Here is a 14,400-nt window from a genome sequence, read left to right as displayed (position 1 = left end):
CCGGCGTGGACCTCGAAGCAGTACGCACCTTCGTCGCCGTCGCGGAAGCGGGCCAGTTCCAGAAGGCCGCCGCCGACCTGTCGATCACCCAGCAGGCCGTCTCCAAGCGCATCGCGGCGCTGGAGCGCGACCTCGGCGTGCGGCTGTTCACCCGCACGCCGCGCGGCGCCGCGCCGACCATCGACGGGCAGGCGTTCCTGCCCCACGCGCGCGAGCTGCTGCGCGTCGCCGAGCGCGCGGTCAGCTCCGTACGCACCGGCCACCGCCCCCTGCGCGTCGACGTGATCAACTCGCGCGGCGCGGCCTCGGGCCTGATGCGCGGCTTCCACCGCGCGCACCCCGGGATCGACCTCGACGTGGTGATGCTGCTCGACATCGAGACGGCCGTCGCCGCCCTTCGCTCCGGCACGGTCGACGCGACCTTCCGCGCCGTCGCCGCGCCCGGCCGGCCCCTCCCCGAGGACATCGAGTCGGTGCGGGTGGTCGACGAACCGCTCCAGCTGCTCACCGGCCCCGCCCACGCGCTGGCGGGCGCCCGGTCGGTCCCCCTCGCCGAGCTCGCCGGGCACCGGATCTGGATGCCCGGCATCGTCCCCGGTTCGGAGTGGGCCGCCTACTACGAGGACCTCGTCGCCGAGTTCGGCCTCACCATCGAGGCCACCGGCCCCAACTTCGGTTCCGACGCGCTCCTGGACACCGTCGCCGACACCCCGGCGCTGGCCACCTTCATGGGCGAGCACACCCGCCTCATCTGGCCCGCCGACCACGGCCTGCGCCGCATCCCGGTCACGGACCCGACCCCCGTCTACCCCCACTCACTCCTCTGGCACCGCGACAACCCCCACCCGGCCCTGACCACCCTCCACACCCACCTGAAGACCACACCCCGCCCCCACAGCGCCCAGGAAACCTGGACACCCCCGTGGACACTCCCACACTGACCCACAACGCACCGCAGGCGCGACAGCAACCGGCCACCGGACCGCAACGGGCCGCCGCAGGCACCAAAGGGGCGCGGGGAACTGCGCGCCCAGCCACAACGCACCCGCAGACAAACGACGACCCAGCGCCGCAGGCACCCCCACCCGCCCCCGCAAGTGCCAAAAACACGGCAGCCGCCCCACCGCACCCCGCGCGTCCCGCAGGACGCGCCCCCCGGTGCAATGGGACGGCTGCCGCCTCCCCCCTCGCCATGGCTTGCGGCCTTACGGCGGAACCATCGTGCCCCAAGTGTGAAGCTCCGATGGAGGAAAGTTGAGCATAAGCCCCCCACCGGCCGCAATGCTACGGACCTTCAAATTCCGCTTGTGCACATCGCAAGCCTGACGCCCCGACGCCCCCTCAACCCCGCCCGACGTACGGCATCGTCGTGGCCAGTACCGTCGCGAACTGCACGTTCGCCTCAAGCGGCAACTCCGCCATGTGCCGCACCGTCCGCGCCACATCGGCCACGTCCATCACCGGCTCCGCGACCACCGCCCCGTTGGCCTGCAGCACACCCGTCTGCATACGAGCCGTCATGTCCGTCGCCGCGTTGCCGATGTCGATCTGCCCCACCGCGATCCGGTACGGCCGCCCGTCCAGCGACAGCGCCTTCGTCAGCCCCGTCAGCGCATGCTTCGTCGCGGTGTACGGCGCCGAGTGCGGCCGCGGCGCGTGCGCCGAGATGGACCCGTTGTTGATGATCCGTCCGCCCTGCGGGCTCTGCTCCTTCATCTGCCGGTACGCGGTCTGCGCGCACAGGAACGCCCCGTTGAGGTTCGTGTCCACCACGTGCCGCCAGGCGTCGTACGACAGTTCCTCCACCGGCACCCCGCCGGGCCCGAACGTGCCGGCGTTGTTGAACAGCAGATCCACCCGCCCGAACCGCTCCACGGTCGCCGCGAACAGGGCGGCCACGGACTCCGGCTCGGTCACGTCCGTCCGCACGGCGAGCCAGTCACCGTCCGGCGCCAGCGCGCCCGTCTCCTCCAGCGGAGGCACACGGCGCCCGGCGAGGGCCACCGCCCACCCCCCGCGCATCAGCTCGACGGCGACCGCGCGCCCGATCCCGGACCCGGCGCCGGTCACCACGGCGACGCCGCGCCGCTCGGTGTTTCGTTCAGCGTTCATGGTCCAAAAGCGTAGACAAAGGTCCACACTCCGGAACCGGCCTTCCGCCATACGAACACCACGCCCCCGAGCGCCGTCACCCGGACAGGCGCAACGAAGGCCTGAGAGCATGGGTGCCGATCCGTCGCCGAGGGAGTTCGAAAGGGAGAGCGCATGCCCGAGGGAGGGGCCCACATACCCGAGGCCGCCCGCCCGGCCGCCACCGAGGCCGCCACAGGGACCCCCGCCGAGGCTGCCACCGGCACCGGCACCGCCACCCGCACCGCCACCGCGGCCGCCGCCCGCGCGGCGCACCGCCGCACCGGATGGCTCGTCACCCTCGTCCTGGGCGGCCTGACCGCCACCCCGCCGCTCGCGATGGACATGTACCTGCCGTCGCTGCCCGCGGTGACCCGCTCCCTGCACGCGCCCGCCGCGACCGTGCAGCTCACCCTCACCGCCTGCCTGGCCGGCATGGCGCTGGGCCAGCTCGTCGTCGGCCCCATGAGCGACAGGTGGGGCCGCCGCCGGCCCCTGCTCACCGGCCTCGCCGTCTACGTCGTCGCCACCGCCCTGTGCGCGTCGGCGCCGAACGTGGAGACGCTGGTCGCCTTCCGGCTGGCGCAGGGCCTCGCCGGCGCGGCCGGCATCGTCATCGCCCGGGCCGTGGTGCGCGACCTGTACGACGGCGTGGCCATGGCCCGCTTCTTCTCCACCCTCATGCTGATCTCCGGCGTCGCCCCGATCGTCGCGCCGCTGATCGGCGGGCAGATCCTGCGGGTGACGGACTGGCGGGGCGTGTTCGTCGTCCTCACCGTGGTCGGCGCCCTGCTCGGCGTGCTGGTCCTCACGCGGCTGCCGGAGACCCTGGAGCCGCAGGACCGCCACGGCGGCGGCGTCGCCGAGGCGCTGCGCTCGATGCGGGCGCTGCTGTCCGACCTGCCCTTCACCGGCTACATGCTGGCCGGCGGATTCGCCTTCGCCGCGCTGTTCGCGTACATCGCGGCGTCCCCGTTCGTCATCCAGGAGATCTACGGCGCCTCACCGCAGACCTTCAGCCTGCTGTTCGGGCTGAACTCCGTCGGCCTGGTCGCCGTCGGCCAGATCAACGGCAAGGTCCTGGTCGGCCGGGTCGCGCTGGAGAAGGTCCTCGCCGCCGGCCTCACCGTCGTCATCCTCGCCGCGGCCGCGCTGCTGCTGATGGCGACGGGCGCGTTCGGCGACGTGGGGCTCGCGCCGGTCGCCGCCGCCCTTTTCGTGCTGATGTCCGCGATGGGCGTCACGTTGCCCAACACCCAGTCCCTCGCCCTGCTGCGCACCCGGCACTCGGCCGGCTCGGCGTCCGCGCTGCTCGGTACGTCCTCCTTCCTCGTCGGCGCCGTCGCCTCCCCGCTCGTCGGGATCGCCGGTGAGCACACGGCCGTCCCCATGGCCGTCGTCCAACTGGCGGGCGCGGTGGTGGCGATGGCCTGTTTCGTGGGAATGTGCCGTCCCTGGAACACACGTGCGGACGCGGAGGGAGCAGGGAACTGAGCGCGCCGAGACTGCGCAGGGACACCCCGGAGAAGGCCTGCCTCGACCCCGAGGAGCTGCGCCGCCTGGTCACCGACGTGCGCGCCCTCACGGCAGGGGAGCGGCCCTGGGCGGCGGGCGCGGTCGTGGTCGCCGGACGCGGGCCGGTCGTCGCCGTACAGGAGGCTGCGGGCTGGGCGCTGCGGTACGCCGCCTACGACCCGGAGACGGACAGCGGCGTCGAACTGCCCGCGCCGGACCGGGTGCCGATGACCGTGGACACCCCCTTCGACCTGGCCTCTCTGACCAAACTGTTCACCGCGGTCGCGGCCGTGCAGCAGATCGAGCGCGGCACCCTCGGCATCGACGCCAGGGTCGGCGCCTACCTGCCCGACTTCCGGGCGGCCGCCGAGCACGGCATCACCGTGCGCCAGCTGCTCACGCACACCTCCGGCCTGCGCCCGGAGCTGCCGCTGTACGACTGCGCGGGCGACGCGGAACGCCTGAGCCTGCTGCGAGCTCAGGCGCCGACGACCCGGCCCGGCTCCTACGTGTACTCGGACCTGAACATGCTGCTCCTGCAGCACCTGCTGGAACGGCTGACCGGCCGCACCCTCGACGTCCTCGTCCGCGACGGCATCACCCGCCCGCTGGGCATGACGGCGACCGCCTTCGGCCCGTGCCCCGGCGCCGCGGCCACCGAGGACCAGCGCCGGCCCTGGGCGAAGGCGGACCGGGGCCTGCTGCGCGGGGTCGTGCACGACGAGAACGCCTGGGCGCTGGGCGGGGTGGCGGGCCACGCGGGTCTGTTCTCCACCGGCCACGACCTGGCCGTCTTCTGCCGCACCCTGCTCGCGGGCGGCTCCTACGGGCCCGCCCGCATCCTCGGCCCGGACTTCGTGGAGCTGCTGCTGACCCCGCCCGGCCTCGGCTTCGCCGTCGACCAGCCGTGGTTCATGGGCGCCCTGGCCGGCCGCGGCGCGGCGGGCCACACCGGCTTCACGGGGACGTCCCTGGTCCTGGACCCGGCCACGGACACGTTCCTGGTCCTGCTGGCCACCACGGTCCACCCCCGCAGACGCACCCCGGACAGCCGCCCGAGAGCGGCGGCGGCCACGCACCTGGCACGGGCGGTACGGAGGACGAAGAGGCACCCCGGGATTTGAGAGAATCCCGGGGTGAACGCCCCCGTCTCCTCCTCCCCGGCCGAAACCCTGCGCGCCGGCCTCGCGCGTCTGCTCGACGGGCTGCCGCCCAAGCAGGCCGCGCAGGCCGTGGAGCGGCTGATCGCCCACTACCGCGGGGCCACCCCGACCGACGTGCCGATCCTGCGCGACCGCGCGGACGTGGCCGCGTACGCCGCCTACCGCATGCCGGCCACGTTCGAGGCGGTGCGCGCGGCGCTGGAGGCGTTCGCGGAGGCCGCCCCCGACTGGACGCCCGGCAGCCACACCGACGTCGGCGGCGGCACCGGGGCCGCGACCTGGGCCACCGCCGCGACCTGGTCCGGCGAGCGCCGCGTCACCGTGCTGGACTGGGCCGAGCCCGCGCTCGCCCTGGGCAGGGAGCTGGCCGCCGCGCACCCCGCCCTGCGCGAGGCCCGCTGGCAGCGCGCCCGCATCGGCGCCGCCCTGACCCTGGACCCCACCGACCTGGTCACCGTCTCCTACGTCCTCAACGAGCTGACGGCCGCCGACCGGGCCGCCCTCCTCGACGCGGCGGCGTCGGCCGCCCAGGCCGTCGTCATCGTGGAGCCCGGCACCCCCGACGGCTACGCCCGCGTCATCGAGGCCCGCGACCGCCTCATCGCCGGCGGCTTCCACATCGCCGCGCCCTGCCCGCACAGCGCCGGCTGCCCCATCGTGCCCGGCACCGACTGGTGCCACTTCTCCGCGCGGGTCAGCCGCTCCTCCCTGCACCGCCAGGTCAAGGGCGGCTCGCTGGCCTACGAGGACGAGAAGTTCGCGTACGTCGCCGCCACCCGCTTCCCGGTGACCCCGGCGGCCGCCCGTGTCGTGCGCCGCCCGCAGATCCGCAAGGGCCAGGTGCTGCTGGACCTGTGCGAGAGCGACGAACAGCTGCGCCGCACGACGGTCACCAAGCGGCACGGCGAGCTGTACAGGGCGGCCAGGGACACCGACTGGGGCGATCCCTGGCCGCCGCCGGGGGAGTGACTACCCCCGCCTCTCCTGGAGCTTGCGCAGCAGCTCCCGTTTCTGCGCCTGCGGGTCCGGACCACCACCGGTCCGGCCCGCACGGCCGCCACCGCGCAGCGCCGTACGCCCGAGGTTCCTCCGCGTACCGCCGACGCCCAGCATGTTCCCCGCTCCACCTCGCGCCATGACGAACTCCTTCCGGCCAACACAAGAGACGATACGGACCGTCTCGCAACGGACGCCTCCAGCCTCAGCGAGACGCGCCGTCTTGTCAACCTGGTAAGTTGCGCCCATGGCCACCAGGAAGCCCACCCCCGACACCAGCCGCCGCAGCGAGAAGTCCCGGCGCGCGATCTACGACGCCGCACTCGCGCTCGTCGCCGAGGCCGGCTACCCCAGGACCACCATCGAGGGCATCGCCGGCCGCGCCGGTGTCGGCAAGCAGACCATCTACCGCTGGTGGACGTCGAAGGCGGACGTCCTGCTGGAGGCGTTCGTGGACCTCACCCAGCGGATGGCCGGCCAGGAGCCCTACGCCCTCCCCGACACCGGCGACCTCGCCGCCGACCTCAAGGCCGTACTGCGCGCCACCGTCGACGAACTGACCGACCCCCGTTTCGAGGCCCCCGCCCGCGCCCTGACCGCCGAGGGCGTCGTCAACGAACAGGTCGGCCGGCAGTTCATCACCGAACTCCTCGAACCGCAGCTCCAGCTCTACGTCGACCGCCTGCGCACCGCCCAGTCCGCCGGCCACGTCCGCCCCGACATCGACCCGCGCATCGCCCTGGAACTCTTCGTCTCCCCGCTCGCCCAGCGCTGGCTGCAGCGCACCGGCCCGATCTCGCACGCCTACACCGACGCCCTGGTCGACTACGCCTTGTACGGCCTCGCCCCACGCTGAGCGTGTGCGGTACGTCTCGTCCGCGGTACCCGGGATGTCCGCACCGGCCCCCCGATGCACCGGATGGTGCGACCATAGGGCATGCTGTCGGCACCACAGCGAGGCGAGGGGATAGATGAGCGCGGAGTTCGGCGGTCCGATGAGCCTGAGGGGCAAACTCACCCAGTGGCTGCGCGGACGCGGCCCGGAACAGGCCGCCGACGACGGCGGCCGTGAGGCCCTGCTGCTCGCCGCCGCCAGAGCCGGGCTGCCGCTCTCGCCCGCCGCGCACCCGGCGCCCGGCTACCGCTGCTCCTGCGACCGCGTGGGCTGTCCCACCCCGGCCCGCCACCCGATCTCGTTCGCCTGGCAGACGCAGTCCACCACCGACCGCTCACAGATCGAGCGCTGGGCCCGCCACCAGCCGCAGGCCAACTTCATCACCGCGACCGGCATGGTCCACGACGTCCTCGACGTCCCCCTCCAGGCCGGCCGCGAGGCCCTGGAGCGCCTGGAGTCCGAGGGCGTGGACGTCGGCCCGGTGGCCCAGAGCGACGACGGCCGCATGCTGTTCTTCACCCTCACCCGGGGCACCCCCGAGGACGAGGACGAGTGGTGGCCGTGCGAGCTGGACTGCCACCCCGAGACCATGACCGAACACCCCGGCCTGCGCTGGCACTGCCGAGGCTCCTACGTCCTCGTACCCCCCGCCCGCCTCCCCGGGGACGACGGCGAGTCGGTCCACTGGCTCCGCGGCCCCGAACACCCCCTCCCCGACCCCCTCACCCTCCTGGAAGCCCTCACCGACGCCTGCGCCCGCCACACCGGCCAGGACCCGGCTCCCTGGCCCCTGCGCCACTGACGCCGGGTGCCTGCGGCGCCAGGTCGTGTGTCGGGCGCGGGTGTGTGGGTGGTTCTCGCGCGGTTCCCCGCGCCCCTGAGGTGTGGCCGCAGGGCCACCCGCCGCCACCCCGTTCTAACTACCCTGCGCCGACGTCATCCCCTGCGTACGCCCCAGCACCCTCACCTTGGCCCCACCGGAGGACTTCGCCCCACCGGAGGACTTGGGCGGATCCACCGCGACCTCCGCCGACACGAACTCCATCGTCAGCGACTGCTTGATCTCCCCAGACGTCAACGCCAGCACATCCCGCCCGGGATCCGGCACCGCCGCCCCCGGCGCGGCCGTCTCCTTCTGATAGTGCCGCGTGGTGAAGAACACCAACGCCCCACCGTCCACCGTGCGCAGCGCGAGCGGCGCGTAGTCGCCCCGCGTCAGCGGCGTGTCGATGTACTGGTTCGCCAGCCCCGGCCGCCGCGCCTGCCGCTGACGGGCCGCCCGCCACTCACTGGTGTGCGGCCCGTCAGCGAAGACGTCACCGCCGCTCTTCAGGTACGTCGTGTACCGCCGGCTCAACGACTCGGGCGTGGCCACCAGATCCGCCGACCCGGCGTCCACGGCCTGAGCGAACCCGTCCGCGTCCTTCTTGAACCGCGGCACGCTCCCCGGCTTCGCCAGCGTCAGGAACGCCACCTGCCACGGCTCGTCCAGATCGTGCCGCAGGAACACCAGCAGCCACCGCGACGCGCCCGCCCGGTTGCCCCGCGCGTCCGCCACGAACCACCGCGGCCAGCCCGCCTTCTTCGGGATCGTGTACGTCACGTCCGACAACACCAGTGGCGTGTGCGCGGAGTTGCCCCGCGGACTGTTGATGTGCCGCGCCTTCAGCCGCGCGGCGTCGATGTCGCCGAACGCCCCCGTGGTGTGACCGGCGTCCAGGGAGGCGTCGTAGGCCTGGTCGGCGTTGTTGTACGCGGTCGTGAACTGCGTCAGCGCCTTCGCGGCCTCGGCCTGGGTGGTGGCGGGGAGCACCTCGCGCTCCCCGTGCACCACCACGCATCCGCTCGCGGTCAGCGCCAGCGCGGTCAGCGAGGCCGCCGTCAGCGCGGCGCGCTCACGCCTGCGAAGCCGTCGACGGCTGGGAACCCTTGTCTCCCGAGTCATTGGGCTGCTTCACCTTCCCCTTCCCGGAGGCGAACCCTACCGGGGCGAAGAAGACGGCGAGCGTCGGGATCAGGTACAGCAGCCACACCGTGATCTGGAGGACCGTCGGGTCGGGCTGGAAGTTGAACACGCCCTTGAGCAGCGTGCCGTACCAGCTGTCCGGCGGGATGGTGCCGCTGATGTCGAAGGCCAGGTGGTTCAGCCCCGGCAGCCAGTCGGCCTCCTGCAGATCGTGGAAGCCGTACGCCAGCACACCGGCCGCCACGACGACCAGCATGGCGCCGGTCCAGGTGAAGAACTTGGCCAGGTTGATCTTCAGCGCGCCCCGGTAGAACAGCCAGCCCAGGAACACGGCCGTGGCCAGGCCCAGCGCGACGCCGATCAGCGGCCGCGGGGTGCCGTCGGAGGCGGCGTGCACGGACGCCCACACGAACAGCGCGGTCTCCAGGCCCTCCCGGCCGACGGCGAGGAACGCGGTCGCGACCAGCGCGCCGGTGCCCATCTTCAGGGCGGCGTCCAGCTTGCCGTGCAGTTCGGACTTCAGATGCCGCGCGGTGCGCCGCATCCAGAACACCATCCACGTCACCAGGACCACCGCGAGGACGGACAGCGAGCCGCCGAGCGCCTCCTGCGCCTGGAACGTCAGCTCCTGCGAGCCGAACTCCAGCACGCAGCCGAAGCCGAGCGCGATGGCCACCGCGATGCCGATGCCGATCCAGATGGGCCGGATCGCGTCGCGCCGCCCGGTCTTGACGAGATAGGCGATGAGGATGCAGACCACGAGGCTGGCTTCCAGCCCCTCGCGCAGCCCGATCAGATAGTTGCTGAACATCGAACTACGCCTCCTTGGTGAACAGCGTCCGGCCCCACCAGTCGCCGGAGTCCTTGACCCCCGGCGGAATCGCGAAGACCGCCGAACCCACGTGCTGGGTGTACTCGTTGAGCGCGTCCATGCGGGACAGGTTCCGCTGGACCGGGATGAATCCCTTGCGCACGTCCCGCTGATAGGCGAGGAAGAACAGACCGGCCTCCAGACGGCCGAGGCCGTCGGTGCCGTCGGTGAAGGAGTAGCCGCGGCGCAGGATCGTCGCCCCGTTGTTGGAGTCGGGGTGCGCGAGCCGCACGTGCGCGGTCGGCTTCATCGCCTTCAGGAACGGCTCGTCGTGCTCCTTGGCCTTGCCGACGGCGGCGCCCTCGCGCTTGTCGCGGCCGAAGACGTCCTCCTGCTCCTGCAGCGAGGTGCGGTCCCAGGTCTCGATGTTCATCCGGATGCGCCGGGCGACCAGATACGACCCGCCGGTCATCCAGTCCGTGCCGTCGCCCTCGCCGACCCACACGAACTTCTTCAGGCGATCGCTCTCGGTTCCCGCGATGTTGCGGGTCCCGTCCTTGAAGCCGAAGAGGTTGCGCGGGGTCTGCGCGCCCGGTGTCGTCGACGACGTCTTGCCGAAGCCGAGCTGGGACCAGCGGATGGCGACCTTGCCGAAGCCGATCCGGGCGAGGTTGCGGATGGCGTGCACGGCGACCTGCGGGTCGTCGGCGCAGGCCTGGATGCACAGGTCGCCGCCGCTGCGGGCCTTGTCCAGGTTGTCGCCGGGGAACTTCGGCAGGTCGACCAGGGCCTCGGGCCGCTTGTCGTGCAGACCGAACTTGCCGAACAGCGACGGGCCGAAGCCGATGGTGAGGGTGAGCCGGGACGGCTTGAGGCCGAGCGCCTCGCCGGTGTCGTCCGGCGGTGCCTCGGCGAGCCCGCCGTAGGCGCCGTCGCCGATCGCCTTGCCGGCCGTCATCCGCCGCGCCGCCTCGGTCCAGTCCTTCAGCATCTGCACGAACTCGGCACGGTCGGACGTGGTGACGTCGAACGCGGCGAAGTGCAGCCGGTCCTGCACGGGCGTGGCGATACCGGCCTGGTGGGCGCCGTGGAAGTCGACGGCGCCGCCCGTGTCGGCGGCGGCCGGGTCCATGTCGTCGCCGGTGCGGGTGACCGCGACCGCGCCGCCGGCCACCGCGGCGCCGAGCGCCAGCCCGGCCCCTCCCCAGCCGATCAGCGCCCGCCTGCTGGGCGCCTTGGCGCCGGTCGCCTCAGGGTCCTGTGCGTCCGTCATCGCTGCTCCTTCGGTTACTTCGCGACGGCGGCGGCGAGCTTGGACAGCGGCTCCGCCAGGGCGTTCACGGCGTCCGACAGCTGCTTGCGGTCACCGGCGCCGACCTTGTCGTAGGAGGTGAAGTCGTACGACTGCTTGTCGGCGCGGTACTTGTCCAGCAGCGTGTTCAGCGCGGCGAACTGCTTGTCCAGTTCGGCGGTGAGCGCCTTGTCGCTCGCCTGCGCGACCGGCTTGAGCAGCTCGTAGGACTTCTGCGCGCCCTCGACGTTGCCCTTGAAGTCGACCAGGTCGGTGTGCGAGTAGCGCTCCTCCTCGCCGGTGACCTTGCCGGTGGCGACCTCGTCGAGGAGCTCCTTGGCGCCGTTGGCCATGGAGGTCGGGGTGATCTCGGCGGTGCCGACCCGCTTCTGCCAGTCCTTCAGGTCGGTGATCAGCCGGCCGGCGAGGGTCTTCTCCTCGGCGCCGATCTTCCCGTCCTGCCACAGCGCCTTCTCCAGGCGGTGCCAGCCGGTCCACTTCTGGCCCGCCTCGAGGCCGTCCTCGCGGACGTCGACCTTGGGGTCGATGTCGCCGAAGGACTCGGCGACCGGCTCGGTGCGCTCCCAGCCGAGGCGGGAGGGCGCGTACGCCTTCTTCGCCGCCTCCACGTCCCCGGCCTGGACGGCCTTGACGAACGCCTCGGCCTTGGGCAGCGTCTCGTCGGCCTGCTCCTGGGCGTAGGTGCGGTAGGCGGCGACGGCCTGGTCCAGGCGCGGGTCGCGCTGGGCGGCGGTGGCGCCGCCGGTGACCTTCAGGGCCTGGCGGATGCCCTTGCCCTTCATGCCGGGCTTGCAGGCGATCTGGTACGAGCCGGCCTTCACCTCGGCGGTGACCTTCTGCTTGGTGCCGGGGCCGATGTTCTCGCGCTCGGCGACCACCCGGTCGTCCGGGAAGAGCACGTAGACCTCGGTGACCTTGGTGCCCTTGTTCTCGATGGCGAGCTCGACGTGTCCGGCGGGGACCTCCTTCTTGGAGACCTCGCACTTGTCGTCCGTCGCGGTCACCTGGATCGCGCCCTCGCCGCCGTCGGCCTGGCTCTTCTGCGTGCATCCGGTGACGGCGGCCAGAGCCGCCGCGGTGGCGACGGCGGCGGTGACGGTCAGTCTGGCGGCTCGCATGCGGGGCTCCCGGGCGGTGGCTGAAAAACGTCGTGTCAGGCCCCACAGGATTGGTGAGGCTCGCCTAACTTAACCGAGGCTTACCTGCACGGCGTACCCGCATGCAGTGATTCAGCTCTCATGGACGCCGTAAGGGTGCGACTTGATCACGAAGACTCAACAAGAACGCCAAGGGATGGTAAAGGAGAGGTCAACGGCCCCTCTCCTTCCGGTCGGGACCTGCGGCAGCGGCCCCTCGCGCACACCCGGCCGCGAGCGCTCGCCGATCGCGGCACAGGCAGCGCACCGGTGCGCCGAGGGCGCACACGGTGGCGGCTGATCCCCGGTGCTTGGCGCACACGGTGGCGGCGGCTGATCTCCGGTGCCTGGCGCACGCGCTGACCGGCTGATCCCCGGTGCTTGAATGCCCCGGTGACTGACTACGACGTACTGCGCGTCTTCTGCGCGCCGAACGGCGGCTACGGCAACGAGCTCGGCGTCGTCCGTGACGGCTCCCGGATGCCCGCGCCGGCCGAACGGCAGGCGTTCGCGGGCCGGCTCGGCTTCAGCGAGACCGTCTTCGTCGACGACCCCGAACGCGGCGTCATCGACATCTACACACCCACCCTGCGGCTGCCGTTCGCCGGCCACCCCTGCGTGGGATGCGCCTGGCTGCTCGACGTGCCCGAACTCGTCACACCCGCCGGTGTGGTGGGCGCCCGGCAGGACGGGGAGTTCTGCTGGATCGAGGCCCGCGCCGAGTGGGCGCCGCCGCGCACCCTGCGCCAGTACGCCAGTGCCGCCGAGGTCGACGCCCTGCCCGTGCCGCCGCCGGGGGAGTGGGTCTACGCGTGGGCCTGGGAGGACGAGCCCGCCGGCCGGGTCCGCGCCCGCGCCTTTCCCGGCCGCGACGACGGCATCACCGAGGACGAGGCGACCGGTGCCGCGGCGCTGCTGCTCACGGATCGCCTCGGCCGCGCCCTCAACATCACCCAGGGCGCGGGCTCCCAGATCCTCACGGCCCCCCAGCCCCACGGCTGGGTGGAGATCGGCGGCAGGGTCGTCCTCGAACGCTGAACCGGGGGGCGGGGGCCGTGGCCGGGGATCGAAGGCCCGGGGCCGGGGGCGGGTGGCTGGTTCGGTGCGCGCGACCGTTCAGGTGGTAGCGCGTGCGCTCGGGTGGCGGGGCGTGTGCGGACGGTCCCGGCCGGGGACCTCTGGCGTGATCTGTCCCCGACCCCCACAGGAGGGTTCCATGCGTATGCGCTCGGTTCTGGCCGCCGCACTGCTGACCGTCACCCTGACCGCCGCCGGAGCGGCCACCGCCGCCGCGGCCGGCTTCGAGCCCCGCCACGGCGGTGGCGACGACGGCGCGGACGTCTGCGCCACCCACTACGGCGCCATCAGCTCCGAGGAAGGCAACCTCGCCTGGGGCGGCTCCTTCTGCCGCGGCGACTTCTGAGCCTGCCGCGACGAGCCTGCGGCGGCTCGTGAGCCTGTGACGGCTTGCGAGTCTGCGGCGGCTTTCCGGGGGACGGGTGCGCCCCTGGCCGCCCGTCCCCCGGGCGGTTCCGGGGCGCGCCACCGCAAAAGGCCCGCCCTCCGAGGGAGAGCGGGCCACGAGGAAGGGACGGCGTCACGGCAGCGTGAGGATCTCCGCGCCGGTGTCCGTCACCACCAGCGTGTGCTCGAACTGCGCCGTCCGCTTGCGGTCCTTCGTCACGACCGTCCAGCCGTCGTCCCACATGTCGTACTCGTGCGTGCCGAGCGTCAGCATCGGCTCGATGGTGAACGTCATCCCCGGCTGCATCACGGTCGTCGCGTGCGGGCTGTCGTAGTGCGGGACGATCAGGCCCGAGTGGAACGACGAGTTGATGCCGTGCCCGGTGAAGTCCCGCACCACGCCGTACCCGAAACGCTTGGCGTACGACTCGATGACCCGGCCGATCACGTTGATCTGCCGGCCCGGCCGGACCGCCTTGATCGCCCGGTTCAGCGCCTCCCGCGTGCGCTCCACGAGCAGCCGTGACTCCTCGTCCACGTCGCCGACCAGGTAGGTGGCGTTGTTGTCGCCGTGCACGCCGCCGATGTACGCCGTCACGTCCAGGTTCACGATGTCGCCGTCGCGCAGCACCGTGGAGTCCGGGATGCCGTGGCAGATCACCTCGTTGACGGAGGTGCACAGGGACTTCGGGAACCCGCGGTAGCCCAGCGTGGAGGGATAGGCGCCGTGGTCGCACATGTACGCGTGCGCCACCCGGTCCAGTTCGTCCGTGGTCACGCCCGGCGCGATCAGCTTCGCGGCCTCCGCCATCGCCTGCGCCGCGATCCGGCCCGCGACGCGCATCGCCTCGATCGTCTCCGGCGTCTGCACCTCCGGCCCGGTGTACGGCGTCGGCCCGGGCTTGCCGACGTACTCGGGCCGACGGATGTTTCCGGGCACGGAACGGGTGGGAGACAGCTCCCCTGGTACGAGCAGCGACTGGCCAGACATGCCAGCGAGTCTAACCAGCGG

15 protein-coding genes are annotated in these 14,400 nt (G+C 72.6%); 8 read left to right on the top strand and 7 right to left on the bottom strand.

The genetic code is table 11. The features are described from left to right. Positions 1–5 precede the first annotated feature (5 nt). Positions 6–941, top strand: coding sequence for a LysR family transcriptional regulator (locus AC0B9F_RS02085; protein WP_471998287.1), 936 nt, complete (start codon positions 6–8; stop codon positions 939–941). A gap of 400 nt (positions 942–1,341) precedes the next feature. Here AC0B9F_RS02085 and AC0B9F_RS02080 read toward each other — a convergent pair whose 3' ends face one another. Next, on the bottom strand, positions 1,342–2,112 hold the full coding sequence (locus tag AC0B9F_RS02080; protein WP_471998286.1) for an SDR family oxidoreductase: 771 nt from the start codon (positions 2,110–2,112) through the stop codon (positions 1,342–1,344). Between the two features lie 153 nt (positions 2,113–2,265). On the opposite strand from AC0B9F_RS02080, the gene AC0B9F_RS02075 reads away from it, so the two are divergent. From AC0B9F_RS02075 to AC0B9F_RS02065, 3 genes are read left to right on the top strand one after another with little or no spacing between them, the layout of a single operon-like run. After that, positions 2,266–3,624 (top strand): multidrug effflux MFS transporter, encoded by a 1,359-nt coding sequence (locus AC0B9F_RS02075; RefSeq protein ID WP_471998285.1) that lies wholly within the window; start codon positions 2,266–2,268, stop codon positions 3,622–3,624. Further along, the gene (locus AC0B9F_RS02070; RefSeq protein ID WP_471998284.1) at positions 3,576–4,769 is read left to right on the top strand and encodes a serine hydrolase domain-containing protein; all 1,194 of its coding nucleotides are present in this window, start codon (positions 3,576–3,578) and stop codon (positions 4,767–4,769) included. Before AC0B9F_RS02075 ends, AC0B9F_RS02070 begins: the two co-directional genes overlap by 49 nt. A gap of 12 nt (positions 4,770–4,781) precedes the next feature. Then, the gene (locus AC0B9F_RS02065; RefSeq protein WP_471998283.1) at positions 4,782–5,777 is read left to right on the top strand and encodes a small ribosomal subunit Rsm22 family protein; all 996 of its coding nucleotides are present in this window, start codon (positions 4,782–4,784) and stop codon (positions 5,775–5,777) included. On the opposite strand, the gene AC0B9F_RS02060 is transcribed toward AC0B9F_RS02065, so the two are convergent. Then, on the bottom strand, positions 5,778–5,945 hold the full coding sequence (locus AC0B9F_RS02060; RefSeq protein ID WP_471998282.1) for a DUF6243 family protein: 168 nt from the start codon (positions 5,943–5,945) through the stop codon (positions 5,778–5,780). A 106-nt stretch (positions 5,946–6,051) separates the two neighbouring features. Here AC0B9F_RS02060 and AC0B9F_RS02055 point away from each other — a divergent pair, with 106 nt between their 5' ends. Then, the gene (locus AC0B9F_RS02055) at positions 6,052–6,660 is read left to right on the top strand and encodes a TetR/AcrR family transcriptional regulator (protein ID WP_471998281.1); all 609 of its coding nucleotides are present in this window, start codon (positions 6,052–6,054) and stop codon (positions 6,658–6,660) included. 115 nt (positions 6,661–6,775) lie between these two features. Next, complete coding sequence (locus AC0B9F_RS02050) at positions 6,776–7,501, top strand: bifunctional DNA primase/polymerase (protein WP_471998280.1); 726 nt, start codon at positions 6,776–6,778, stop codon at positions 7,499–7,501. Between the two features lie 114 nt (positions 7,502–7,615). Here AC0B9F_RS02050 and AC0B9F_RS02045 read toward each other — a convergent pair whose 3' ends face one another. From AC0B9F_RS02045 to efeO, 4 genes are read right to left on the bottom strand one after another with little or no spacing between them, the layout of a single operon-like run. Further along, positions 7,616–8,644, bottom strand: a complete 1,029-nt coding sequence (locus AC0B9F_RS02045; RefSeq protein WP_471998279.1) for an SCO2278 family lipoprotein — start codon at positions 8,642–8,644, stop codon at positions 7,616–7,618. Beyond that, entirely contained in the window at positions 8,595–9,476 is an 882-nt protein-coding gene (gene efeU / locus AC0B9F_RS02040; RefSeq protein WP_471998278.1) for an iron uptake transporter permease EfeU, read from the bottom strand. Before efeU ends, AC0B9F_RS02045 begins: the two co-directional genes overlap by 50 nt. Before the next feature lie 4 nt (positions 9,477–9,480). Further along, the gene (gene efeB, locus AC0B9F_RS02035) at positions 9,481–10,749 is read right to left on the bottom strand and encodes an iron uptake transporter deferrochelatase/peroxidase subunit (protein WP_471998277.1); all 1,269 of its coding nucleotides are present in this window, start codon (positions 10,747–10,749) and stop codon (positions 9,481–9,483) included. Positions 10,750–10,763: 14 nt separating this feature from the next. After that, positions 10,764–11,906 (bottom strand): iron uptake system protein EfeO, encoded by a 1,143-nt coding sequence (gene efeO, locus AC0B9F_RS02030; protein ID WP_471998276.1) that lies wholly within the window; start codon positions 11,904–11,906, stop codon positions 10,764–10,766. 411 nt (positions 11,907–12,317) lie between these two features. Between efeO and AC0B9F_RS02025 the strand changes: the two genes are divergently transcribed. Both AC0B9F_RS02025 and AC0B9F_RS02020 read left to right on the top strand, forming a co-directional pair. Next, a complete protein-coding gene (locus AC0B9F_RS02025) occupies positions 12,318–12,962 on the top strand; it encodes a PhzF family phenazine biosynthesis protein (RefSeq protein WP_471998275.1) in 645 nt (214 codons plus the stop codon). A gap of 178 nt (positions 12,963–13,140) precedes the next feature. Beyond that, positions 13,141–13,347: a hypothetical protein gene (locus AC0B9F_RS02020; protein WP_471998274.1), complete on the top strand. Its 207-nt coding sequence runs from the start codon at positions 13,141–13,143 to the stop codon at positions 13,345–13,347. A gap of 174 nt (positions 13,348–13,521) precedes the next feature. On the opposite strand, the gene map is transcribed toward AC0B9F_RS02020, so the two are convergent. Further along, positions 13,522–14,379, bottom strand: a complete 858-nt coding sequence (gene map, locus AC0B9F_RS02015; protein ID WP_471998273.1) for a type I methionyl aminopeptidase — start codon at positions 14,377–14,379, stop codon at positions 13,522–13,524. Positions 14,380–14,400: the final 21 nt, after the last annotated feature.

The organism is Streptomyces sp. NPDC097129, from assembly GCF_055668065.1.
This window is presented reverse-complemented; position numbering and strand designations above follow the sequence as displayed.

Bases quoted from the DNA above. Each gene is read 5' to 3' on its own strand.
- AC0B9F_RS02080 (WP_471998286.1), bottom strand. From the start codon at position 2,112: ATGAACGCTGAACGAAACACCGAGCGGCGCGGCGTCGCCGTGGTGACC.
- AC0B9F_RS02075 (WP_471998285.1), top strand. From the start codon at position 2,266: ATGCCCGAGGGAGGGGCCCACATACCCGAGGCCGCCCGCCCGGCCGCC.
- AC0B9F_RS02060 (WP_471998282.1), bottom strand. From the start codon at position 5,945: ATGGCGCGAGGTGGAGCGGGGAACATGCTGGGCGTCGGCGGTACGCGG.
- AC0B9F_RS02055 (WP_471998281.1), top strand. From the start codon at position 6,052: ATGGCCACCAGGAAGCCCACCCCCGACACCAGCCGCCGCAGCGAGAAG.
- AC0B9F_RS02050 (WP_471998280.1), top strand. From the start codon at position 6,776: ATGAGCGCGGAGTTCGGCGGTCCGATGAGCCTGAGGGGCAAACTCACC.
- AC0B9F_RS02045 (WP_471998279.1), bottom strand. From the start codon at position 8,644: ATGACTCGGGAGACAAGGGTTCCCAGCCGTCGACGGCTTCGCAGGCGT.
- efeU (WP_471998278.1), bottom strand. From the start codon at position 9,476: ATGTTCAGCAACTATCTGATCGGGCTGCGCGAGGGGCTGGAAGCCAGC.
- efeB (WP_471998277.1), bottom strand. From the start codon at position 10,749: ATGACGGACGCACAGGACCCTGAGGCGACCGGCGCCAAGGCGCCCAGC.
- efeO (WP_471998276.1), bottom strand. From the start codon at position 11,906: ATGCGAGCCGCCAGACTGACCGTCACCGCCGCCGTCGCCACCGCGGCG.
- AC0B9F_RS02020 (WP_471998274.1), top strand. From the start codon at position 13,141: ATGCGTATGCGCTCGGTTCTGGCCGCCGCACTGCTGACCGTCACCCTG.
- map (WP_471998273.1), bottom strand. From the start codon at position 14,379: ATGTCTGGCCAGTCGCTGCTCGTACCAGGGGAGCTGTCTCCCACCCGT.